Origin of the sequence: Aliivibrio finisterrensis, assembly GCF_008933155.1 — a bacterium.
Taxonomy (GTDB): Bacteria; Pseudomonadota; Gammaproteobacteria; order Enterobacterales; family Vibrionaceae; genus Aliivibrio; species Aliivibrio finisterrensis.
Genome location: NZ_WBVP01000017.1, coordinates 40336 through 65018, shown reverse-complemented (window position 1 = coordinate 65018; position 24683 = coordinate 40336). Strand labels below are relative to the sequence as shown.

At 40.3% G+C, this 24683-nt stretch carries 20 protein-coding genes; 14 read left to right on the top strand and 6 right to left on the bottom strand.

The features are described 5' to 3' along the window. Nucleotides 1-196: 196 nt before the first annotated feature. Nucleotides 197-2827, bottom strand: coding sequence for a phosphoenolpyruvate carboxylase (gene ppc / locus F8B77_RS14070; protein ID WP_151655941.1), 2631 nt, complete (start codon nucleotides 2825-2827; stop codon nucleotides 197-199). A 179-nt stretch (nucleotides 2828-3006) separates the two neighbouring features. After that, nucleotides 3007-4143, bottom strand: a complete 1137-nt coding sequence (argE, locus tag F8B77_RS14065) for an acetylornithine deacetylase (RefSeq protein ID WP_130047194.1) — start codon at nucleotides 4141-4143, stop codon at nucleotides 3007-3009. A gap of 206 nt (nucleotides 4144-4349) precedes the next feature. Here argE and argC point away from each other — a divergent pair, with 206 nt between their 5' ends. From argC to F8B77_RS14040, 5 genes are all read left to right on the top strand, one after another. Next, nucleotides 4350-5354: an N-acetyl-gamma-glutamyl-phosphate reductase gene (gene argC, locus F8B77_RS14060; protein ID WP_151655939.1), complete on the top strand. Its 1005-nt coding sequence runs from the start codon at nucleotides 4350-4352 to the stop codon at nucleotides 5352-5354. A gap of 15 nt (nucleotides 5355-5369) precedes the next feature. Continuing rightward, a complete protein-coding gene (gene argB, locus F8B77_RS14055) occupies nucleotides 5370-6152 on the top strand; it encodes an acetylglutamate kinase (RefSeq protein ID WP_151655937.1) in 783 nt (260 codons plus the stop codon). 67 nt (nucleotides 6153-6219) lie between these two features. After that, complete coding sequence (locus F8B77_RS14050) at nucleotides 6220-7431, top strand: argininosuccinate synthase (RefSeq protein ID WP_130047191.1); 1212 nt, start codon at nucleotides 6220-6222, stop codon at nucleotides 7429-7431. A 267-nt stretch (nucleotides 7432-7698) separates the two neighbouring features. After that, complete coding sequence (argH, locus tag F8B77_RS14045) at nucleotides 7699-9573, top strand: argininosuccinate lyase (RefSeq protein ID WP_151655935.1); 1875 nt, start codon at nucleotides 7699-7701, stop codon at nucleotides 9571-9573. Nucleotides 9574-9807: 234 nt separating this feature from the next. After that, nucleotides 9808-10302, top strand: coding sequence for an FUSC family protein (locus F8B77_RS14040; RefSeq protein WP_151655933.1), 495 nt, complete (start codon nucleotides 9808-9810; stop codon nucleotides 10300-10302). Between the two features lie 12 nt (nucleotides 10303-10314). Here the strand turns inward: F8B77_RS14040 and F8B77_RS14035 are convergent, their stop codons facing one another. The 3 genes from F8B77_RS14035 to F8B77_RS14025 all read right to left on the bottom strand — a co-directional run bounded on the left by F8B77_RS14035 (nucleotide 10315) and on the right by F8B77_RS14025 (nucleotide 13072). After that, the gene (locus F8B77_RS14035) at nucleotides 10315-10593 is read right to left on the bottom strand and encodes a DUF3624 domain-containing protein (protein ID WP_151655931.1); all 279 of its coding nucleotides are present in this window, start codon (nucleotides 10591-10593) and stop codon (nucleotides 10315-10317) included. A gap of 103 nt (nucleotides 10594-10696) precedes the next feature. Beyond that, complete coding sequence (locus F8B77_RS14030; RefSeq protein WP_151655929.1) at nucleotides 10697-12163, bottom strand: dihydrolipoyl dehydrogenase; 1467 nt, start codon at nucleotides 12161-12163, stop codon at nucleotides 10697-10699. Nucleotides 12164-12343: 180 nt separating this feature from the next. Then, nucleotides 12344-13072 (bottom strand): glutathione peroxidase, encoded by a 729-nt coding sequence (locus F8B77_RS14025; protein WP_151655927.1) that lies wholly within the window; start codon nucleotides 13070-13072, stop codon nucleotides 12344-12346. A 180-nt stretch (nucleotides 13073-13252) separates the two neighbouring features. On the opposite strand from F8B77_RS14025, the gene oxyR reads away from it, so the two are divergent. Then, nucleotides 13253-14149 carry a DNA-binding transcriptional regulator OxyR gene (gene oxyR / locus F8B77_RS14020; RefSeq protein WP_151655925.1) on the top strand — a complete coding sequence of 299 codons (897 nt, stop codon included), beginning with the start codon at nucleotides 13253-13255 and terminating at the stop codon, nucleotides 14147-14149. 71 nt (nucleotides 14150-14220) lie between these two features. Here oxyR and F8B77_RS14015 read toward each other — a convergent pair whose 3' ends face one another. Continuing rightward, the gene (locus F8B77_RS14015; RefSeq protein ID WP_151655923.1) at nucleotides 14221-16719 is read right to left on the bottom strand and encodes a penicillin-binding protein 1A; all 2499 of its coding nucleotides are present in this window, start codon (nucleotides 16717-16719) and stop codon (nucleotides 14221-14223) included. Nucleotides 16720-16857: 138 nt separating this feature from the next. Between F8B77_RS14015 and pilM the strand changes: the two genes are divergently transcribed. The 8 genes from pilM (at nucleotide 16858) to F8B77_RS13975 (ending at nucleotide 24608) form a co-directional block, all read left to right on the top strand. Further along, the gene (pilM, locus tag F8B77_RS14010; protein ID WP_151655921.1) at nucleotides 16858-17856 is read left to right on the top strand and encodes a type IV pilus biogenesis protein PilM; all 999 of its coding nucleotides are present in this window, start codon (nucleotides 16858-16860) and stop codon (nucleotides 17854-17856) included. After that, nucleotides 17841-18410 carry a PilN domain-containing protein gene (locus tag F8B77_RS14005; RefSeq protein WP_151655919.1) on the top strand — a complete coding sequence of 190 codons (570 nt, stop codon included), beginning with the start codon at nucleotides 17841-17843 and terminating at the stop codon, nucleotides 18408-18410. The genes pilM and F8B77_RS14005 overlap by 16 nt, the downstream gene beginning before the upstream one ends. Continuing rightward, entirely contained in the window at nucleotides 18403-18981 is a 579-nt protein-coding gene (locus F8B77_RS14000; RefSeq protein WP_151655917.1) for a type IV pilus inner membrane component PilO, read from the top strand. Before F8B77_RS14005 ends, F8B77_RS14000 begins: the two co-directional genes overlap by 8 nt. Then, entirely contained in the window at nucleotides 18978-19493 is a 516-nt protein-coding gene (locus tag F8B77_RS13995) for a pilus assembly protein PilP (protein ID WP_151655915.1), read from the top strand. The genes F8B77_RS14000 and F8B77_RS13995 overlap by 4 nt, the downstream gene beginning before the upstream one ends. A 20-nt stretch (nucleotides 19494-19513) precedes the next feature. Next, entirely contained in the window at nucleotides 19514-21235 is a 1722-nt protein-coding gene (locus tag F8B77_RS13990; protein WP_151655913.1) for a type IV pilus secretin PilQ, read from the top strand. A 224-nt stretch (nucleotides 21236-21459) separates the two neighbouring features. Beyond that, nucleotides 21460-21978, top strand: a complete 519-nt coding sequence (aroK, locus tag F8B77_RS13985; RefSeq protein ID WP_012551169.1) for a shikimate kinase AroK — start codon at nucleotides 21460-21462, stop codon at nucleotides 21976-21978. Between the two features lie 38 nt (nucleotides 21979-22016). Then, nucleotides 22017-23105, top strand: a complete 1089-nt coding sequence (aroB, locus tag F8B77_RS13980; protein ID WP_151655910.1) for a 3-dehydroquinate synthase — start codon at nucleotides 22017-22019, stop codon at nucleotides 23103-23105. 3 nt (nucleotides 23106-23108) lie between these two features. Next, entirely contained in the window at nucleotides 23109-24608 is a 1500-nt protein-coding gene (locus tag F8B77_RS13975; RefSeq protein WP_151655908.1) for an SPOR domain-containing protein, read from the top strand. Nucleotides 24609-24683 lie beyond the last annotated feature (75 nt).

Sequence of the window (24683 nt, the reverse complement as noted above, 5' to 3'; positions counted from 1 at the left end):
GCTGTATGTTATAAAACTGAATGAACTATATTAAGCGTACCATGCTGTAATTTAATGTAGAGCTGGATTTGATTGTTATTTCATCATTAACGATAAAGTTGCGACGAGTGTTAGGTTTTTTATGAAATGTTATTAGAAATAAAAAAGGCCACCGAAGTGACCTTTGAATATAGGAAGGAGGTTTAAACCCTAATGATTAGCCAGTATTACGCATACCTGCAGCAATACCAGCAATAGTAACCATTAGTGCTTCTTCAAGCTCTGGTGACGTCTCTTCTTTTTGACGAGTACGGAACAGAAGCTCAGCTTGTAGCATATTTAGTGGATCGACATAAATATTACGTAGACGAATAGACTCAGAACCCCATGGGTCACGTTCCATTAAGTGATCGCTGTTCTCTACGTTCAATACTGCTTTAATATCGGCTTGTAATTGATTGCGTAGACGCTCACCTAGAGGCCATAGAGACTTATCAGTTAAACGTTGGTCATAGTATTCAGACATCTGTGGATTACATTTGGTGTAAACCATTTCAAGCATACCAAGACGTGTAGAGAAGAATGGCCATTCACGACACATCTCTTCTAATAGCTCTTGGTGACCCTTATCAATTGAATATTGAATTGCTTCACCAGCACCTAGCCACGCAGGAAGAACCAAACGGTTTTGACTCCATGAGAAGATCCATGGGATTGCTCGTAAGCTTTCAACACCACCATTTGGGTTACGCTTAGCAGGGCGAGATCCTAGTGGAAGTTTACCCAATTCTAGCTCTGGCGTTGCCGCTCGGAAGTAAGGTACAAAGTCTTTTTCGCCACGAACTACATTACGGTAGGCTTCACATGACACTTCAGACAGCACTTCCATCAGATCACGCCAATCTTGTTTTGGCTCTGGTGGTGGCAGAAGATTAGCTTCAAGGATCGCACTTGCGTATAGGTTAAAGCTGTTTACTGCTACTTCAGGTAGACCCAATTTAAAGCGGATCATTTCACCTTGTTCAGTTACGCGTAAGCCGCCTTTTAAGCTTTTTGGTGGTTGAGACAGAAGAGCAGCATGCGCTGGAGCGCCGCCACGACCAATAGTACCGCCACGGCCATGGAATAAAGTAAGCTCAATGCTCTCTTTCTCACACACTTCAACGAGTGCTTCCATCGCGCTGTATTGTGCCCAACCCGCTGACATTACACCAGCATCTTTTGCAGAATCAGAATAACCGATCATCACCATTTGATGGTTTTGGATAAATCCACGATACCAGTCAATAGAGAACAGTTGTTCCATTACTTCTTTAGAGCGGTTTAAATCGTCCAGAGTTTCAAACAGCGGACACACATCCATACGGAATGGACAACCTGCTTCTTGAAGTAATAAGTGAACCGCTAATACATCCGATGCAGTACGAGCCATTGAAATAACATAAGAGCCTAACGCTTCTTTTGATTGCTCAGCCACGACTTTACAGGTATCAATTACTTCTTGAACGTCAGGAGATGGCTCCCAATTACGAGGAAGAAGAGGACGCTTAGAGCTAAGTTCATTAACAAGGAAAGAAATCTTATCTTGTTCGCTCCACTGGTCGTAATCACCAATGCCTAAATAGCGAGTAAGTTCTGATAAAACATCTGAGTGACGTGTACTTTCTTGGCGAATATCAAGGCGAACAAGGTGGGCACCAAACGCTTTCACACGACGTAATGTATCCAGTAGAGAGCCATCTGCAATGATCCCCATACCACAAGCATGTAAAGATTGGTAACACGCGTATAGCGGGTTCCATAGCTGATCTGCATCAGTCAAGATGGCTTTATTTGGTGCAAGCTCACCTTTCATTTGTGCGTCTAAGTTTTCTAACGTATTGCTTAAAAGTACACGCAGTTGTTTTAGGATCGCACGGTAAGGTTCGTGCTCATCGCCAGCCAGTTCACGCACCTCATCAGAGCATTTTACCATTGAAAGTTCGCTGACTAATTCGTTAATGTCTTTTAGGTAAAGATCAGCGGCTTTCCAGCGAGAAAGAAGCATGACTTCACGCGTAATTTTGTGCGTTACAAATGGGTTACCATCACGGTCCCCTCCCATCCAAGAAGACATATGGACAGGACGAGCATCAATAGGAAGTCCTTCGCCTAAATGGCCTTCTAAACGCTGGTCGAATTCACGTAAGAAATCAGGAATACCTTGCCATAAAGAGTTTTCAACAACGGCAAAACCCCATTTAGCTTCATCTAATGGTGTAGGACGTTCTTGACGAATAACATCAGAGTGCCACGCTTGTGCAATCAGTTGTTCAAGGCGACGTTCTGTTTTGTCACGCTCAGAGAAAGAGATATCACCAAGCTCAAGCTTTGATAAACATTCGTTGATTTTCACCAACTTATTGATCATGGTACGACGGGCAATTTCTGTTGGGTGTGCTGTTAATACCAGTTCAATATTCAGTTCACGAACCGCTTGTGCAGTATCTATTTTACTAACATCACTTTGATTTAATTTAGAGAAAAGGGTGCTAATCGCATCAGGTTCGCATACATGTGATTCACAATGGCGTGAAATCGTATGGTACTGCTCTGCCATATTGGTAAGATTAAGGAATTGACTGAATGCACGAGCTACTGGCGTTAATTGATCATCTGGGAGGCTTTTGATTTCTTCAATCAGTGCATTACGGTCTTCATCGCTTCCTGCGCGTGCTGTTTTAGACAGCTTACGAATGGTTTCAACTTTTGCTAATAACTCTTCACCATGTGCGTCTCGAATCGTATTACCAAGCAAATGACCCAACATGCTGACATTACTTTTTAAAGCAGAATACTTTTCATTCATACATACTTCCTATACGTGTAATTTTGTTACATCCAAATTTTTTCCTGACTCCAATCTATCCGAATTTACGGCGCTTCGTCAAATATTGAAGAATAAACGATGACTTTTTAAACAAATTATTGCCGTAGATCATCGAATATTCATTTTGATATTGACGGTTTTTGTAAATTTATTTCAGCTTAGAAACAGTGTTTATACATCAATTTACTTAATACATTGATCGTTGGGTCAATAAAAGAAAATGCTAAGAATTCATCAGGTTGGTGTGCTTGTTCAATTGACCCAGGACCTAAAACTAACGTTGGACACAGATCTTGTAAGAAAGGAGCCTCGGTACAATAGTTCACGGTTTCCACCTCTTGGCCGCAAAGTTCTGCGGTACTTGTAACAATTGGGCTGTCTGGGCTGCATTCATAACCAGGAATAGGCTCATGAAGAGGCGTGATATCGATCCGCCCCGGCCATTTAGCTTCAACTTCTTTTAGCGCATCACGCAGCATATTGTCGAGTCCATCAAGGCTGATCCCCGGCAATGGACGGACATCATAATGCAACTCACAACAACCGCAAATTCGGTTAGGGCTGTCTCCGCCATGGATATGACCAAGATTGAGTGTTGGGTATGGGATAGAAAAACCAGGGTTATGATATTCCTTCACCAGTTTATTTTTTAAACCCATTAATGCAAACATGATCTCATTCATGATCTCTAAGGCGTTTACCCCATGAGCAGGATCAGAAGAATGCCCTGACTTACCTGTTACTCGAATCGCATTCGCAACGTGACCTTTATGGCCTCGTATCGGTTTTAGGCTCGTAGGCTCACCGATAATGCAATAATCCGGTTGTATTTGGGTATTTGATGCAAAGTGGCGAGCACCAAGCATGGTGGTTTCTTCATCACAGGTTGCCAGGATATATAGTGGTTTTGATTGGTCTTTCCAATTGATATTTTTAATTGCCTCTAAGATGAAAGCAAAAAATCCCTTCATATCAGCGGTACCAAGACCATAAAACCGATCGTTAGCTTCGGTTAATGCATGAGGTTCATAGTTCCAACGACCTTGGTCATAAGGCACGGTATCTGTGTGGCCAGCTAACAATAGACCACCTTCTCCTGAGCCAAGTTTAGCCAATAAGTTTAGTTTGCCTTTTTCGATCTCTTCAATCTCAACTTCACAGCCCAAGTCTTCACACCATTGCGCTAATTTGTGGATCACTTCGGCATTGCCTTCGTCCCAACTTGAATCGGTTGAGCTGATCGATGAGGTAGAAATGAGTTGCTGATAATAGTCTTTAAATTCTGGAAATTTCATTTATTCATACATCCACTGTTGACACAAAAGATAGAACCCTGTAAAACACATATTAAATCACATAAAGTGAATAGAAATACAGTTTAGTTTAATTTTTATGAATAAACTAAATTATAAAAAGGAAAGTCAGTATCAAATATGTGTAACGTTAAAGTTACCTTGAATGGCATTTTCCTTCAATAGATGAAGAGATAAACGGACGTATTATGTTGAAAACAACCATCATCGGAGCAAGCGGATATACAGGTGCAGAATTAGCACTGATGATATTTAAGCACCCACACCTTTCTTTAGCTGGTTTGTATGTATCAGAAAACAGCTTAGATAAAGGCAAAGCGATTAGTGAATTGTATGGTTCATTAAAAGGTATCGTTGATGATGTGTTGCAGCCATTATCGGATGTTACTCAAGTTGCTAAAGAGTCTGATGTGGTGTTGCTTGCGACAGCACATGAGGTGAGCCACGATTTAGCCGCGACATTTTTAGAGAATGATTGTGTTGTTTTTGATTTGTCAGGTGCGTTTCGCGTTCAACAAGAAGGTTTCTATTCTGAATACTATGGCTTTGAACATAAGCATGAAGCATGGCTAGATAAAGCGGTTTATGGATTAGCAGAGTGGAATGCAGAAGCGATCACTCAAGCTCAATTGGTTGCTGTACCAGGATGTTATCCAACTGCATCACAATTAGCATTAAAACCATTAGTTGAATTTGATTTATTAGATAAGAATCAATGGCCGGTAATTAACGCGACGAGTGGTGTTACTGGTGCAGGGCGTAAAGCGAATTTAGCCAGCAGTTTTTGTGAAGTGAGCCTACAACCCTATGGGGTATTTACTCATCGTCACCAACCTGAAATTGCAGCGCATTTAGGCTGTGATGTTATCTTTACGCCTCATCTTGGTAATTTTAAGCGTGGAATTTTAGCGACGATAACCACTAAATTAACAAAAGGCGTTACTGAAAAAGAAATTCAACACGCTTTTGATAAGAGTTATGGCCAAGCTGCAGCGGTACGTTTATTGGGTAATGAAATGCCAAAAATTCAATCGGTAGAGAAAACCCCTTTCTGTGATATCGGTTGGAAAGTGCAAGGTGAGCATCTAATTGTTGTCTCTGCGATTGATAATTTATTAAAAGGGGCATCAAGCCAAGCAATGCAATGCATTAATATTCGTTTTGGCTTTCCAATGTTAACGTCTTTAATATAAAGTATGGTATTTAGTATGAAGCAACGTCCTTTAGTGATTAAGTTAGGTGGCGCGGTATTGTCATCAACCGAAACGTTAACACAATTATTTAAAACCGTTTCAAATTATCAACAGCAAGCAAACAGAGCTTTAGTCGTTGTCCATGGTGGTGGTTATTTAGTGGATGAGTTGATGGATAAACTTCAGCTTGAAACCATTAAAAAAGAAGGTTTGCGTGTGACACCAAAAGACCAAATTGGCTATATCGCAGGTGCTCTGGCTGGAACGGCAAATAAAATGCTACAAGGCCAAGCAATGAAAAGTGGAGTGAAGGCAATTGGTTTGAGTTTGGCTGATGGCGGTTTATGTCATATTACTCAACTGAATCCTGAGCTAGGTAATGTTGGTTTAGCAACAGCAGGTGATGCAAGTGTGTTAAATGCCATTTTAGCGACAAAAGTTACCCCAATAATTAGCTCTATTGGCATTACCGAACAAGGCGAATTAATGAACGTTAATGCAGACCAAGCAGCAGTAGCTGTGGCAACGGCATTAGATGCTGATCTCGTTTTATTGTCAGATGTCGCTGGTGTATTGGATAGCAAGAAGCAATTGATCACCAGTTTAGATTCAGAGCAAGCAGAAGCATTGATTCAGCAAGAAGTGATTACGGATGGCATGATTGTGAAAGTTCGTGCGGCATTAGAAGCGGCACAAGAGTTAGGTCGAGCGATAGAGGTGGCATCATGGCGCTCGCCAGAAAAATTAGCTGAGTTGTTTATTGGTAACAGTATCGGCACACAGTTTCAGCCTAAGTAGGCAATGAGTTTCAATTTTTAGTTTTTAGAATACAGTCGCCGCGAGTATGCGGAGCAAGGAGAATAGAATGAGCAAGAAAATAAAAGTAAACAAGGTTGTTGTTGCATACTCAGGTGGCCTAGATACCTCTGTGATCATCCCGTGGTTAAAAGAAAACTACCACTGTGAAGTTATCGCATTTGTCGCTGATGTTGGTCAAGGTGCTGAAGAGCTAGAAGGCATTGAAGCAAAAGCCATCGCATCAGGTGCTACTGAATGTTATATCGCTGATCTAAAAGAAGAAATGGTTGCTGAATACATTTACCCAACGCTTAAAACAGGCGCTTTGTATGAAGGGAAATATCTACTTGGTACATCAATGGCACGTCCTATTATTGCTAAAGCACAAGTTGAAGTTGCACGTAATGTAGGAGCCGATGCATTGTGCCATGGCTGTACAGGTAAAGGTAATGACCAAATTCGTTTTGAAGGCGCTTTTGCTGCACTTGCCCCTGATCTGCATGTGATTGCACCATGGCGTGAGTGGGATCTGGTTAGCCGTGAAGAGTGTTTAGATTACCTTGCTGAGCGTAATATCCCTTGCTCAGCATCATTAACTAAAATTTATTCTCGCGATGCAAATGCATGGCACATCTCAACAGAAGGCGGTGTTCTTGAAGATACATGGAATGCACCAAATGACGATTGTTGGGCGTGGACGGTTGATCCAGAGCAAGCACCCAATGAATCAGAGATGGTTTCTTTAAAAGTAGAAAAAGGAGCCGTTGTTGCGGTTGATGGTAAAACAATGACGCCTTATGAAGTCGTTGTTTACCTAAATGAGAAAGGCATTAAGCACGGTGTTGGTCGTATTGATATCGTTGAAAACCGTTTGGTAGGCATGAAGTCTCGTGGTTGTTACGAAACTCCAGGTGGAACCATCATCAATGAAGCATTGCGTGCTGTAGAGCAACTGGTTTTAGATAAAGCTTCATTTGAGTTTCGTGAAGAGTTGGGAATTAAAGCTTCTCATCTTGTATATGATGGTCGTTGGTTTACGCCGTTGTGTAAGTCTATCCTAGCTGCAACAGAAGAGTTGGCGCAAGACGTAAATGGTGACGTTGTGATTAAGCTTTACAAAGGTCAAGCAACAGTCACTCAAAAGCGTTCAGATAACAGCTTATACTCAGAAGAGTTTGCAACGTTTGGCGCTGATGAAGTGTATGACCAAAGTCATGCTGAAGGCTTTATTCGTCTTTACTCACTATCAAGCCGTATTCGTGCATTGAATAGCAAATAATTTTCATGTTCAGTAACAATACTTAAACAAATTGATTTACACTAATCGAAGTGCATTTAATAACTAAATGCGCTTCGATTTTTTTTATCTAAACATTAGTACTTAGGGTAATGTGTGTACTGATGAATAAGTATGTAAATAAAGTGAATTAAACCTTTATTTTTACCAAGAATTACCGTAAGTTTGAACTATCAAGAAAAATACTGAATTGAATCAGAATTAATATTTGCAAAAAGCAGTGAGCACTGTGCATTTAGGAGAGACACCATGGCATTATGGGGCGGACGTTTTAGTCAAGCAGCAGACACAAGATTTAAACAATTTAACGATTCACTTCGTATCGATTATCGCCTTGCAGAACAAGACATTGTCGGCTCTATTGCATGGTCTAAAGCATTACTTTCTGTCAATGTGATTAATGAACTTGAACAGCAAAAACTTGAATTAGCTTTAAATGAACTTAAGCTTGAAGTAATGGAAGATCCAGAGCAGATTTTATTATCTGATGCGGAAGATATTCATAGCTGGGTTGAAACTCAGCTGATTGGTAAAGTGGGTGATTTAGGTAAAAAATTACACACAGGCCGTTCGCGTAATGATCAGGTGGCGACGGATTTAAAATTATGGTGTCGCCAACAAGGCCATCAACTGCTTCGTACTCTTGATTTACTTCTCAATCAACTCGTTACTGTCGCAAGCGAACATCAAGCAACGGTATTGCCTGGCTATACGCACTTACAACGTGCGCAACCGGTAACATTTGCTCACTGGTGTTTAGCTTATGTTGAGATGATTGAACGTGATTACTCTCGTCTTGAAGATGCGGTTAACCGTTTAGATACTTGTCCATTAGGCTCTGGTGCCTTAGCGGGTACGGCTTATCCAATGGATCGTGAGAAACTGGCTCGTAACCTTGGCTTTCAACGTGCAACGCGTAACAGCCTAGATTCTGTGTCGGATCGTGACCATGTGATGGAGTTAATGTCGATTGCTTCAATCTCAATGGTTCACTTATCTCGTCTTGCAGAAGATATGATTTTTTATAACTCTGGTGAATCAAACTTCATAGAGTTGGCAGATACGGTAACCTCGGGTTCCTCATTAATGCCACAAAAGAAAAACCCAGATGCGTTAGAGCTTATTCGTGGTAAATGTGGCCGTGTATACGGAGCATTGGCTGGCATGATGATGACAGTTAAAGCACTGCCTCTGGCCTATAACAAGGATATGCAAGAAGATAAAGAAGGCTTATTTGATGCGTTAGACAGCTGGTCTGATTGCATTGAAATGGCTGCACTGTGCTTTGAAGGCATTAAAATTAATAGTGAGCGTACCCTTGAAGCGGCAAAACAGGGCTATGCAAACTCAACAGAATTAGCGGATTATTTAGTAGCCAAAGGCATCCCATTCCGTGAGGCGCATCATATTGTCGGTGTTGCTGTTGTTGGCGCAATAGAGAAAGGGTGTGCACTAGAAGAACTTTCTATTGCAGAGTTAAAAGCATTCTCTGATGTAATAGAGGAAGATGTATATCAGATCTTAACCATTGAATCTTGTCTTGCTAAACGTTGTGCTCTTGGTGGTGTTGCACCAGAGCAGGTCGCTTATGCTGTAGAGCAAGCAGGTAAACGTTTAGAAGAGCGTGATTCAACGGGAGTGAAAGTACGTCCTGCTCGTTTAACTGATTTAGATGCATTAGAAGGAATGGTTGCGTATTGGGCTGGCCTTGGTGAGAACTTACCCCGTAATCGTAATGAATTGGTGCGTGACATCGGCTCGTTTGCTGTATCAGAGCATCACGGAGAAGTGACCGGCTGTGCATCTTTATATGTATACGATTCTGGTTTAGCTGAGATTCGCTCGTTAGGTGTTGAAGCAGGTTGGCAAAGCCAAGGTCAAGGTAAAGCGATTGTTCAACACTTAGTTGAGAAAGCTCGTGAAATGGCGATTAAGAAAGTATTTGTACTGACTCGTGTTCCTGAGTTCTTTATGAAGCAAGACTTTATTCCAACGTCTCGCTCACTGCTGCCTGAGAAGGTTTTAAAAGATTGTGACCAATGCCCTCGTCAACACGCATGTGATGAAGTTGCACTTGAGTTTAACCTTCAAGAGCAAGTGATCATAAAAACCTATGTTGCTTAATGAATGTTACAATAGTTATGCGATACGCTTAGCTATTTAGTCAAAATAAAAAAGAAAAAGTGGTGAACTTTTTCATTTGATACTAGTCTTATGAATACTGCTTTTTCTTAGAAAGATTCTAAGAGGCCCTGACATCTACATTGATGTCAGGGCTTTATTTTTATCTGAATTCCCATATATTCAGCACCACGCACTATAATAATTATTACGGTTATTAATTTGAAAATTAAGATAATGAATAATTTATTTATATTAATACGTTACACTCTAACAGTTTTCCTAGCATACAGCGCAGGATTTTATTTCAGTGATTTCTTTATGCCAGAAACTGCAATGATTGGTGGTTTATGGGCTGTAATCTCAGGATTTATTTTAGACGAAGACTTAAACAAGGCGACGTTATTTAATACTGCAAAAAATCGAATTGTAGGCACAGGGATCGGTAGTGTGCTATCTGCCGTTTATCTTTTATACATTCCCTTTAATGTGTTGACATTTACTGTATTGATAATGGTTTGCTCTTTTGTTTGCCTTCTTTTTTCATATAACCAATATATCAAATTAGCTAATATTACTATTGCTGTTATTGTGATCGTTTCAACCGTAACCGACGCTAATCCAATCATGAACTCTTTTTTACGTTTCATTGAATCAACTACAGGTGTTTTATCGGGAATTATTGCCAGTTTGATTTGCTTTTATTTAGTAAAAATAAAGTTAATTAGATAATCATATCGATATTTAAGTTGCGTCGTGATGAGTTGTTGACTTATTTTTTCTAGTCTTTTTAGTTATTAGTCGATAGTACCTCATCATAAAAAAATGCAAGATAAGTAAACTGCTAAAAAGAATACTGGCAATCAAAATTGCAATCGCTTCGATTTGGTAAGGCGTTGCTTGGAAGAATTCTAGCCATGTGAGCCAACCGCCAATAGAGAGAAAAGTAAGTTGTTTCATGCAACGGGGGCAACGACCAAGCTTTTGTTTAAAGATGTCTGAACGACAAGTTTTACATGACATGATGATAGATTCTTAGACTAATACGCAATGCTCTGAACTTTAAATGCAAAAAGACCAATGCGCAAACATTGGTCTTCTATTTTTTTAAAGGTTATTTTTTTGATTAACAGCCAGGGCCACAATCCATGCAGTGTTTGATCATTTCAGGACCTAAATGTAATTTGGCATTTAAATCACGAAGTGCAGTACGAACACCTTCTTCGATTACTGGGTGGTAGAAAGGCATATCTAACATCTCTGATACCGTCATCTTATTTTGGTGTGCCCAAGCCAATAAATGCGCTAAATGCTCAGCATTTGGTCCCATCATTTCTGCACCTAGGAAGCGACCAGTTCCTTGTTCTCCGTATACATGAAGAATCCCTTTATTACGTAGCATCACTCGTGAGCGACCTTGGTTTTCAAAAGAGACTTCGCCTGTTGCGAAACAACCACAAGTGCCTAAACGTGTTGTAATTTCTTTATACGTTTCACCAACCATCGCAATTTGTGGGTCAGAGAAAACCGCTGAGATTTTCGAACGGCGAAGGCCTGCACGGATCTCGGGGAAACGACCAGCATTATCACCAGCAATACGTGCTTGGTCTGCGGCTTCGTGCAATAACGGCAGTTGGTTACTTGCATCACCTGCAATAAATACGGTTGATAGTGACGTTTGCAGTGTGTAATGGTCTGCCGTTGGTACCCCACGAGCATCTAGTTCAAGAGAAGTATTCTCTAGACCTAATTTATCAGTATTTGGGCGACGGCCTGTTGCGGCTAATACATATTCAACAAGATTAGTTTCTAGTTCACCTTGTTTGTTGATGAATTTAATTTCAACGCGATCTTCACCTGACTCAGTAGTAATACGTTTCATGCTTTCTACTTTTACATCAGCATCAAGATAAAACTCTTCATTGAAGGCTTTGTTTGCATAAGCCATTACTTCTGGGTCTGTGACAGGACCAACTTGGCCACCTAGACCAAATAGCTTGGTTTCAACACCTAAACGGTGAAGAGATTGACCAAGCTCAAGGCCAATAACGCCAGGGCCAAATACCGCGACTGATTTTGGTAAATCATCCCAATTAAATACATCATCATTGATGATCAAACGATCACCTAACTCATTCCATACTGCAGGGTAAGCAGGGCGAGAGCCTGTTGCGATAACAATGCGCTTTGCAGTGACGATAGTGTGGTCGTCAACTTGTAACGTGTTGTCATCTAAAAATTTAGCGTAGCCAGAGATTTTATCTTCTGCTGGTATTTCATCAACGCCTTCTAAAACAAAGCCAACAAAACGGTCACGTTCAAATTTTACTCGGTCCATGACTTCACGGCCATTAATCACGATCTCACCTTGAGGGTGAATACCAAATTGAGGTGCTTTTTCAATTTGGTGAACGCTTTCTGCTGCTGCAATTAATAGCTTTGATGGCATGCAACCAACACGAGCACAAGTGGTACCGTAAGGGCCGCCTTCGATCATGACAACACTGTCAGTATGTGCTTTTGCTGCACGGTAAGAGCCTAAACCTGCTGTACCACCACCGATAACAGCTACATCTACATTGACTTGTTTCATAATAATTCTCTCGTAATCGCTTTATTTTGAGTGAACGAACCCCTCCGACTTTTATTATTATTTTTAAGTCAGTCAGATAATAGGTTAGTTTGAGTGTTTGGCGTTGCTGTGTTTTCTAATCTTTGAAGTGATTAACTAGCCCACAAAGTGGTGGGCTAGTTGATGGTCTATCTTAAGAGATTAACCTAGGAACGTTTCTAGCTCTTCGCTGCCACCGATGTGTTTACCGCCAATGAATACTTGAGGAACGGTAGTGCGACCAGAGATTGCACGTAGACTAACTGTTGTCGCGTCTTTGCCTAGTACCACTTCTTCATAGTTCAGACCTTTATCGATTAGGTTCTGTTTCGCTTTCATACAGAAAGGGCAGCCTGGTTTAGTGAATACTGTGATTGACTCTTGCTCTTTGTGTTCAGGAGCTAGGTAGTTCAGCATAGTATCAGCATCAGATACGTTGAACGGGTCGCCTGCTACGTCTTCTTCGATGAACATTTTTTCTACCACGCCGTTTTTCACTAGCATACTGTAACGCCATGAACGCTTACCAAAACCAAGGTCATTTTTCTCAACTAGCATGCCCATGCCATCTGTGAATTCGCCGTTACCATCTGGGATGAAGGTGATGTTTTCAGCTTCTTGGTCTGCTTTCCATGCGTTCATTACAAACGTATCGTTTACAGAAACACATAAGATGTCATCTACACCATTTTCTTTAAATACAGAATGCAGCTCGTTGTAACGAGGTAGGTGGCTTGAAGAACACGTTGGAGTAAATGCACCTGGAAGGCTAAATACGATAACGGTTTTGTCTTTAAATAGTTCTTCTGTTGTTACGTTAACCCAAGCGTCGCCTTTACGTGTAGGAAAAGTAACTTGAGGAACTGATTGACCTTCTTTAGATGTAAACATAATGATGTCCTTTAAATTTTAATTAATTTTAATTTCTTATTCGGGGTCTTCCCGGTTGATGTAGCTATTATGCAAAACCTTTCTTGATAGTTCTAATCGTTTGGTGTTATCGTTTCAATCGTTAAAAACTATCAAATAGTAATGTCATATTATGAATCAAAGCTATCAGGAGTGTAATACATGAATATCCGTGATTTTGAGTACTTGGTCGCACTTGCTGAACATAAACACTTTCGTAAGGCGGCAGAGTCTTGCTTTGTTAGTCAGCCTACGTTAAGTGGACAGATAAAGAAGCTAGAAGAAGAGGTTGGATTAACCTTATTAGAAAGAACCAGTCGTAAGGTGTTATTTACCGATGCAGGCTTACAATTAGTAGCTCAGGCTAAGCGAATCTTAACTGAAGTTAAGCTGTTTTCTGAATTAGCTAACCAACAAAGTAAGGGTATGTCTGGGCCATTGCATCTTGGCTTTATTCCTACGGTTGGCCCTTATGTACTGCCTTGGATCGTACCAACATTAAAAGAAAGATTTCCAGACTTAAATCTCTACCTACATGAGGCTCAAACGCATCAATTAGTTAAAATGTTAGAAGAGGGCAAGATTGATTGCATGATATTGGCCTCTGTTGATGAGACAAGCGCATTTATTGAAATACCAGTTTATGACGAGCCAATGGTGCTTGCGGTTCCAGCAGATCATAAATGGGCGGATGAAGGGACAATAGATATGTCTCGATTAAGTGGCGAGTCAGTTTTAATGTTAGGGGATGGGCATTGTTTACGTGATCAAGCATTAGGTTTTTGTTTTGCTGCTGGAGCTAAGGATGATGATCATTTCAAAGCAACCAGTCTAGAAACTCTGCGCAATATGGTTGCCGCGGGCAGTGGAATTACATTAATGCCTTACCTTTCAGTACCTAAAGAAAAAGTGCGTGATGGAGTGTGTTATTTGCCAGCAAAAGATCCTGTACCACATCGACAAATCGTATTGGCTTATCGTCCTGGTTCACCACTGCGAGCTCGCTATGAAGATTTAGCTAAAGAGATTGAAAAGAAAATGACAGAGGTTATAAGCTAAGTTGTATTGAGCGATAAGAAACAAAAAGGACGCTAAATTAGCGTCCTTTTTTATTGCTGTTAATAGCTAGGTTAGAAGAGAGTTTCGTCTTCCATTCCGTCGCCATCCGCATCATTCGATGAGTAGATTGTGTCTCGAAAATCTTGTTCTACGTACTCTTTCGGCTCAGTGCCGGCAGCAAAGTATTCCCACATACTAGTTTCATCATTTTTGTTGGTTAATAGGCCTGTTTCACGGTCTATTTTGACTTTAATGATGTTTGCTGGAAGGCGTTGCTGTTCTTCTGTCACACCTTCAAGCGCCACTTTCATAAAGTTGATCCATGCATAGATAGCCGTTTTACCACCCGCTTCACCACCAAAGGACATTTCTTCTTTGGCCATGTTGTCATTTTTTGTGGTGTAACCTAATCGGTGTGATGGATTATCAAAACCTACCCATGCTGTTGCGACTACATTTGGTCCATAGCCGTTATACCAAGCATCAACAGAGTCATTGGTTGTCCCTGTTTTACCACCAATATCACGACGTTTTAATACTTGTGCTCGCCAGCCAGTGCCGTTCCAGCCTGTACCTTTACGCCAGCTACCACCACCCCAAATATTGCTGTACATCATTTCCTTAGTTAAGAATGCATTTTGTGCAGAAATCACTTTCTTTGCATAAGGCGAGTCTTCATCATTTTGATCCGAGCAATCTGTTTGGCAAATGGTTTTTGGTGTCGCTTTATATACTTCATCACCAAAAGGACCGATGATATGGTCAATATAATAAGGTTCTACGTAATAGCCATTATTGGCAAATACAGCGAAACCTTGTGCCATTTGAACTGGTGTTAAGCTGCCTGCACCCAGAGCGATGGTTTCAGAACGAGGGATCTCTTCTTTTTTAAAGCCAAAGCGAGTGAGATAATCAATGGTTTCATCTAAGCCAACTTCACGTAATACACGAACGGCCATTACGTTTTTAGATTGAGCTAAACCAATACGTAGGCGCGCAGGGCCAACATAAGTTGGGGGCGAATTTTTTGGTCGCCATGCCGTACCTTGGCTTTGATCCCAAGTATTGATCGGGGCATCATTTACTAAGCTTGCTAATGTTTTACCGTGGTACAGCGCAGCAGAGTAAATGAATGGCTTAATACTAGAGCCGACTTGGCGCACAGATTGCGTTGCACGGTTAAACTTGTTATGAACAAAGTTGAAACCACCCACTAGTGATGTTATTGCGCCATCTGTTGGGTCCATGGCAACAAAAGCGGTATTGGCAGCAGGTACTTGGCTTAGTTTCCAAACCGTCGTTGTTACGTCATCGGTAGTTTCTTGGCTTAATGGGCGAACATACACTTGCTCTCCTGCCGCTAAAATATCTGCCGCACGATGAGGTGCTGGACCTTGACGTTTGTCTGTTTTAAAGCGACGAGCCCACTTTAAGCCATCCCATGGAATGGTAGCGATACCGTTGTTTTTAATATCAAGCGTTGCTGTTTTTCCTTTAACAGATAAAACAACTGCAGGCATTAGCTCACCATAAGAAGGTTCATTTCTTAAATGTTTAGCAATTGCATCTTCATCTAATGGTGTCGCTTTTGGTTCCCACACTGTTTTCACTGCGCCACGGAAGCCATGACGTTCGTCATAAGCCAGCAGATTATCAATTGATGCTTTGTTTGCTGCCGCTTGCATTTTTGAATCGACAGTCGTGTAGATATTCATGCCAGAAGTATAAGCTGCCTCCTCACCGTATTTATTTACCATCCATGCACGGGCGATTTCTGCAATATAAGGCGCTTGAAGCTCGATTTCGGCACCGTGATATTTAGACATAACAATTTCGGCTCTTGCGTCATCAAATTCTTGCTTGGTTATGTAGCCTTCATTAAGCATACGAGAAAGAACAACGTTTCGACGAGTAGTGGCGCGATCAACTGAGTAAATAGGATTCATTGTTGATGGGGCTTTTGGTAAACCTGCGATAATCGCAACTTCACCTAATGTCAGTTGGCTTACTTCTTTACCAAAGTACACGTGCGCTGCGGCGCCTACACCATAAGAACGGTAGCCTAAATAGATTTTGTTTAAATACAGCTCAAGAATTTCTTGTTTGGTGAGCAGTTGTTCAATATGGACAGCAATAAAGATTTCTTTAATCTTTCGCATTATTTTCTTTTCATTAGATAAAAAGAAGTTTCGAGCTAGCTGCTGAGTAATGGTACTCGCCCCTTGTTTTGCTGAGCCTGAAGCTAGAACAGCAAAAGCAGCACGAGTAATACCGATAGGGTCAAACCCATAATGGCTATAAAAACGACTGTCTTCAGTCGCGATAATTGCTTCAAGCAAATGAGGAGGCATCTCTTCTAATGTTAGAGGAATACGACGCTTCTCGCCAAATTGAGCAATTAATTTACCATCGCGGCTATATACCTGCATTGGTGTTTGTAGTTGTACATCTTTCAATGTTGCCACGTCTGGTAATTCTGGTTTCACATATTGGTAAAAACCAAAAATTGTTGTGACTCCAAGAATAATGCAAACCAATGTCGCTATAAGCAGTGCCTTTATGAACTTCACCTGATAATTCCCGTTTACTTTAATCTGTATTGTCGTTTCTAACCCATAACTGAGTAGTATAAATATAACACGACAAAAAATAACGCAAATTAACGCTTAATTTTGAGATATTTATTTATTACTTGGAGTTAAATCAGGATGATTTATCCCACTATCACAGGCTTGGATATCGGGCATCATAGCATTAAAGCTGTGTCAGCGAGGTTAAAACAAGGTCAATTAGAATTAATTGATAGCCATGAGGTATTACTGCCCGAATCTGCTTTTTTAGATGTTAATACTTTACATATCGAAGAGGTAATCCCTTACTTATGCCATTTAAAAAAGGGAATCAAACGAAATCAAAAAAAGGTCGCTTTTTCAATTCCTGATAACAGCATTATGAGTAAGGTTATCCAAGTGGATAGTCAGCTTGATGAAAAAGAAACTGAATTCACAGTAATGCATACATTTGAGCAGCAAACGCCTTTTTTGGCCGAGGAGCTGAACATTGATTTTGTTGCAATGGATCAGAAAGGGGTTAATAGCGAGCAAATATCAATGTATCAAGTTTTTGCAGCAAAAAAAGATTTGGTTGAGAGTCGTGAAGGGTGTCTAAAGAGAGCGGGTTTTTTACCTGTGCTTGCTGAGGTTCATTCCCATGCCTTATTAGCGCTGTGGCAACAAAGTATCACTCAATCTCCGAGTAAAAAAAATTGGATGTTGATTGATATTGGCCATTGTCAAACCACCTTCTGTATTACTTCTCCTAATCAGCACACTTATAGTAAACAGCTTTTGTTTGGGGCTTCACATCAAAAGAGTGGTATTGAATTATCCCCATTAACACCATTAAATGAAGAAAAATACACTCAATTTATTGCGTTATTGGCTGAGCATATTCACCGCCAACTCACGCTATATTCCTCTATTCATAATCATAAAGTTGAGGGGGTTTGGTTAACGGGAGGAGGTTCAATGCTCCCTGAATTATCGAATTTATTGAGTTATGAACTCTCTCTGCCGACAGAGCAGCTCAGTATTATGTCTTTATTTCATGGTACGAAAAGGCGAGAGGCTCAACTTAATACATTAGAAAATCAATATGCATTAGCTGCAGGGCTTGCATTAAGAGGTGTTGAGTGGCTTACCAAATAAACTTATTAGCTTGGCGTGAGAAAGAAAGAGAAAAGTACAAGCGTCGCTTTTTATTGATCTTATCCTTTGGGGTACTTTTATCAGTATCTTTTCAATGGGGATGGGCTAAGTACTTAAGCTTACAGCACTCAACTCAAATAAACCGTAATCAATCATTAGATACTCATATCAATTGGTTAAATAGCGAATTAAAAGAGCTGAATGAGATTGGAAAACAACACGAAGCAATACTAACTCGATTGGCGGTTGTTGAAGAGTTGCAACAAAATAGAAATAAAACGACGCAGTTATTAAATCTTCTTCCTGGGATTGTAACGGAAGGTATTTATTTAAATAAGGTGCGAATGCACGCAAGGTCGATTGAAATAAAAGGCTTTAGTGATAGCAATGCACGTTTAGCCACTATATTGGATAAATTAGAACGTTCGCTCGACATTGAGTCAGTAGAAATGCATTCAATTGTCTCTGGTAAACAGATATTTGGTCATGATGTAAGTAGCTTTGAACTCTCATTTAAATTACTTCCAATGGGTAAGGGTGACTCGCATGAGTGATTGGAGAGATCTTGAGTTAGATGAAATTACTGAGTGGCCATTGCTTCCTCAGTTATTAGTTATTGTTATTTTATGTTTTGTAGTTCAAGGGATGGGCTATTGGTTTTGGATAAAACCAATGATTCAAGATATTGAACAGCTAAAGCAAAAAGAGCTTAGCTTAAAAAGCACGGTGAAATATAAATATAACCAAGTGGCAGCAATGCCAAAAATGGAAAACCAACTGAATGAATTGAACTTGCGTTATGAATTTTTAGCACAACAACTTCCTGCTCAAAAAGAGCTAGCGAGCATGCTTTCAGGTATTAACCAAGTTGGGATTCAAAATAAATTAACATTTACACGAATTGATTGGGGTGAGAAACAAAATAAAGCTTTCCTTTATAAGTTGCCACTGAATATTGAGTTAACCGGTCAGTATCACGATATAGGTTCATTTTCTGAAGCAATGGCTGATCTTCCAAGGATCGTGAGTTTGGAAAATATTGATATGCAACGAGTCAGTACAGAGAGCAGTACATTGCATTTTCGCGTAATGGCTTATACCTATCAATTTAAGGGGAAGGAATGAGAAATCGGTGCTTTATAGCAGTGATGGTCTTTCTATTGGTTGGATGTAAAGCCAATACCGACCCACTTGATGTCTTTTATGTAGAGGCTAAAAAGCAAGGAGATGCAGAGGTTAAACAGCTTGAGGAGGTGACATTATTTGCGGTGACTCCTTATGCTCAACTCACTGGGCGATCGCCATTTGTCTTGCCAAAACAACCTGAAATTGCAACACAGCCAATAAAGAAAAAATCATGTTGGCAACCAAAATATAGAAAAAAAAATGGGTCACTTGAACGATATGCGTTGAGAAAATTACGATTAAAAGGCGTGATGGGCTCAAACGATAATATTACTGCATTAATACAAACGCCAAAGGGAAGCGTAGTGAAAGTTCATAAAGGGCAATACATGGGAAGCAATAATGGTCAAGTGGTTGATATTAAACCACAGTACATGACATTAAGGGAAACCTTGCCTGATGGCATGGGATGTTGGCAAAAAAGATACGTTAAATTAGCTCTAAAACATTAACGGGATACCAAGGAATACGTATGTTGCTAGGATGCAAAATAAGCAGTAAATTACTTTCTATTCAGCTATGTTTGCTGTTTATATTTAGTTTTTTCAGCCACTCTTCGTTTGCAGAAGATATAGAACTTAACCAACTCGTTAATGTGAACTTTCAGTCGACAAAGAAAAAAGAAGGAGTGATTTCGGTTGTTCTTGCCTCGGCAGCAGCCACGGTTGATTTACGAAAAGAAAAAGGGAAATTATTGATAGAGCTGCATGATACGAAAGTCAGTAATGACAAGTTGGTTATTTTAGATGTTGAAGATTTTTCGACATTGGTGTCTCGAATTGAAACCTTTCGAGAGTCTAAAAGTACATTGCTTTCAGTCGATATCAAAGGTGATTTTCAATATGACTACTTTTTAAAAGATCGTTCTTTACAGGTTGTGATTTCAAAGCCACAGCTTAGCGCAAAAACAACTAACACCCCTGATGCTCAAGAGAGCAAACCTATATCGATTAACTTTCAGGACATCCCGGTTAGGCATGTATTACAATTAATCGCGGATTATAATGACTTTAACTTGGTCGTCGCTGATTCTGTGAAAGGTAACTTAACGTTGCGATTAGACGGGGTACCTTGGCAACAAGTATTGGATATTATTTTACAAGTTAAAAACCTAGATAAGCGAGTGGAAGGTAATGTTGTTTTAGTTGCGCCTAAATCAGAGTTGGATGCACAAGAGAAAAAAGTATTAGAGCAAGCTCAAATGGCTTCAGAGTTAGGCGCACTCTCTTCGATAATTATTCCTATTCATTATGCAAAAGCCTCTGATATTTCAGAACTTTTGATAGGAGAGGGGGAGGTGACAATGTTGTCGAGCCGAGGTAGCATTACGGTTGATGAGCGAACTAATTCTTTATTGATAAGAGATCTTCCTGAAAATATAAACGTTGTTAAAGAGATCATTGAAAGCTTAGATGTACCAATTAAACAAGTTCAAATAGAAGCAAGAATTGTAACGGTAAATGAAGGTAACCTTGATGAGTTAGGGGTTCGTTGGGGCATAACCAATACCAATGGTAGCACCACAGTTGGCGGGTCAATTGAAAGTAATTTAGCGGCCGTAGGTCTTTATGATGGCGGTAGCGGTGGTGGCTTACCCGTTGATGATTTTTTAAATGTAAATTTAGGATTGGCTAATCCTGCGGCATCAAGCATCGCTTTTCAGGTTGCTAAGTTAGGGTCTGATTTATTATTAGATTTGGAGCTTTCCGCTTTACAGGCAGAGTCTAAAGCTGAGATTATTTCGAGCCCGAGATTAATAACCACCAATAAAAAGCCTGCTTATATTGAGCAAGGTACAGAAATCCCTTATTTAGAAGCGTCATCGAGCGGGGCAACATCCGTTTCGTTTAAAAAAGCGGTATTAAGTTTAATGGTTACGCCACAAATTACACCAGATAATCGCTTGGTTTTAGATTTAACGGTCACTCAAGATAGACCTGGGAAAGTGGTTAAAACCGGTACAGGTGAAGCGGTAGCGATTGATACTCAGCGAATTGGAACTCAAGTACTGGTCGATAATGGTGAAACTGTTGTTTTAGGCGGTATCTATCAACATTCGTTATCAAATAGTGTGGAAAAAGTACCATTACTTGGAGATTTACCTCTACTTGGTGCTTTATTCCGTCGTAGTTCTGAAAATATAGGAAAACAAGAATTATTAATCTTCGTTACACCAAAAGTTGTTATGGAGTAATAAGATAGGGTAACTTAGTATGTCCAATTTTGAGTGAAATGGAGTGTCAATAAATTTATTATGCTGAACTTTTCATCTAGCTATTGCAATCACTAGCTATAAACTGAGATAATTTTCGGTCTGATCACAAAATATCTGTGAGGAATATGGTGCCACAGACAAGCGTCTATGAAAGAGACAACTGTTGGCAATGTCGTTAATGAACTTTGCATAATTTCTAAAAAATGGCTGAAAAACGAAATATTTTCCTTGTTGGCCCAATGGGCGCCGGCAAAAGTACAATTGGTAGACACTTAGCACAGCAACTTCATATGGAGTTTCTTGATTCTGATACGGTAATTGAAGAACGTACAGGCGCAGATATCGCTTGGGTATTCGACGTTGAGGGTGAAGAAGGTTTCCGCATACGTGAAGAAGGTGTAATTAACGATTTAACCCAAGAGCAAGGGATTGTACTTGCAACGGGTGGTGGCTCTGTAATTAGTAAAGAGAGTCGTAATCGTTTATCTGCTCGTGGTGTTGTTGTATATCTTGAAACTACAATTGAGAAGCAACTAGCTCGCACACAACGCGACAAAAAACGTCCGTTGCTTCAAACTGATGAACCTCGTGAAGTGTTAGAAGCACTAGCGAAAGAACGTAATGCACTTTATGAAGAAGTGTCTGATTACGTTGTTCGCACCGATGATCAAAGTGCAAAAGTAGTTGCAAATCAAATCATCCAAATGCTTGAAGAGCGTTAATTCAAGTTATTTACTAAGACAGATACTGGGAACGAATCATGGAAACGATTCATGTAGATTTAGCAGAACGTAGCTATCCCATCTCTATCGGCGCCGAGTTGTTTTGCAACCCGGCGCATTTTTCATCTGTAATACCTGCCAAAAAACGTGTTGTCGTTATCAGTAATGTGACGGTTGCGCCGTTATATGCTCAACAAATTATCGACACCTTGAAAACGTTTGAATGCCAAGTATCACTGCTTGAATTAGACGATGGTGAGCAATATAAAAATTTAGATACTTTCAATAATATCCTTACTTTTCTATTAGAAGAGAACCACAGCCGTGATGTAACAATTGTGGCTTTAGGCGGTGGTGTTGTTGGTGATGTGGTTGGCTTTGCCTCTGCATGTTATCAACGAGGTGTTGATTTTATCCAAGTACCGACAACCCTTCTTTCGCAAGTGGATTCATCAGTTGGTGGTAAAACCGCGATAAATCATCCGCTGGGTAAGAATATGGTGGGTGCTTTTTATCAACCTAAAGCTGTTATTATTGATATTAATTGCCTTAAAACCTTACCTGAGCGTGAATTCGCCGCGGGAATGGCAGAGGTGATTAAGTACGGCATTATTGTCGATCGCGAGTTTTTTGATTGGCTTGATGAGAACATGGATAAGCTTTATGCATTAGATCATGATGCGTTGGTTTATGCCATTTCCCGTTGTTGTCAAATCAAAGCTGATGTCGTGGCAAAAGATGAAAAAGAATCAGGAATGCGCGCGCTCTTGAATTTAGGCCATACTTTTGGTCATGCGATTGAAGCAGAAATGGGTTACGGTAATTGGCTGCATGGCGAAGCGGTGTCTGCTGGTACGGTAATGGCAGCGGTAACTGCACAAAAAGAAGGGTTAATTTCACAATCTGATGTTGAACGTATTTGTTCTATTTTAGAAAAAGCGAAATTACCATTAAAAGCCCCAAAAGAAATGACAGTGGATGCATTTATGAAGCACATGATGCGTGACAAGAAAGTCTTGTCAGGTAAGTTACGCTTAGTTCTACCAACCTCGATTGGCAGTTCTGAAGTGGTAACTGGTGTTTCTGAAGATCTGCTTGCCGAAGTAATTGAGCAATGTAAGGCGTAAGATATGAGTATTGGTTATGATTTAACTGTATTGGAATTAGAAAGTCAGTTGGATGTGCTATCACGCATTCAATTTGTTTCTCGGTTTGGTTCTAATTTAGTGCATGTAGAAGGGGTTAAAGGCTCTGGTAAATCATGGCTGGCTCAACGATATCTTGAAAAGTGGTGTGATGATGCAAATCAAGCACTATTGATGTGTCATTCTAATCAATCGATTCAGCAGCAGCGTGGTATTATTTTAAAGCAAGTCGTTCGAGATCCGTTATTTAATGAATCTGATACGGTTGTTGATAGTATCGGTCGCATGTTGGCGGGAGAAAAATGCAATCTCGTATTAGTGATTGATGATGCTCATTTACTCTCTTCTGAGCTTCTTAGCGAGTTATGGCTACTAGTTCAAAAAGCCCAATCAACGCCAAATTGGCAAATCAATGTCTTGTTATTTTCAGAATCAGGTAAATTAACACCTGGATTGGCACGCATGTCTTATGGCCAAGATAATAAACCTGTTGATATTGATATAGAACCACTGACAGCAGAAGAGGCGGCGACATTTACTGAAATACTGGTTGTTCGTTTTGCTCCAAGTAGAGAAGATAAACTTCGCATCCGTAATTTAGTTGATAAAAGTAATTATTTGCCTGCCGAGCTTATTGCTTTGGGAGACAAAAAAGCAGAGCGCCGAATTATTATTCGCTCAGTGACACATTCGCCTGTTGGTATTTTAGGTTTGGCTTCTCTTTTATTGCTAGGCGCAGCAGGGACCTATTGGTGGTTGAATTATCAATCATCAGAACTGCCTGTTATTGAAACTTTAGTTGATGGTGATGAGCCGTTAGTCGTTACTCTTGATGATAAACTTAATGCTGAATTAGTTCAGGTTAATGATGAAGAATTACAAAGTAATAACTTGCCTGAAGACGATACGGGTTCCATTCCGCCTGAAGTAATCGACACGCCTATTGTTGTTGATTCTAAGGTTGAAGAAGGAAAGCGTGTTGTTGTGCCATCTGAGTTGGTGGACTCATTAATTAATGATAATGAGGCAATTGAGCCTGAAGTCGAAATGAACACTGACTTATCAAATTCAGCTCAAGTAGAGGTAGGTGAGGCGACGAAATCAACGGTTGCCATTGTAGAAGAAGATAAGAGTCAGATATCTCAATCGGATGTGCCTAAACCAGAAGAAGCGAAGGCGACTTTTGCTATTGCAGATAAAGAGCTTAAAGCGATTTCAGATAAGCGCTATATTCTTCAATTGGCGGCGTTAACCACTGAAACTGCAGTACAAGAGTTTCTGAATGAGCATCAAATTGAAGGCTCGGCTCGTATCTACCAAGCACTTCGTAATGGCTCTATTTGGTATATCGTTACGTTTGGTGATTATGCGTCTATTTCTGCTGCTCGTGGTGCGGTACAAAACCTTCCAAGTTCAGTTCAATCTTTAGGGCCTTGGGCTAAATCGTTAGTGCAAGTGCATCGTGAAATTGATTCTGTAAAATAAGCGCTAAGATAAACAGATCCTAGCTAAAAAATAGGGTACAATCCCCCGCTTTCTGAATTAAGGTAAAAAGGCGTA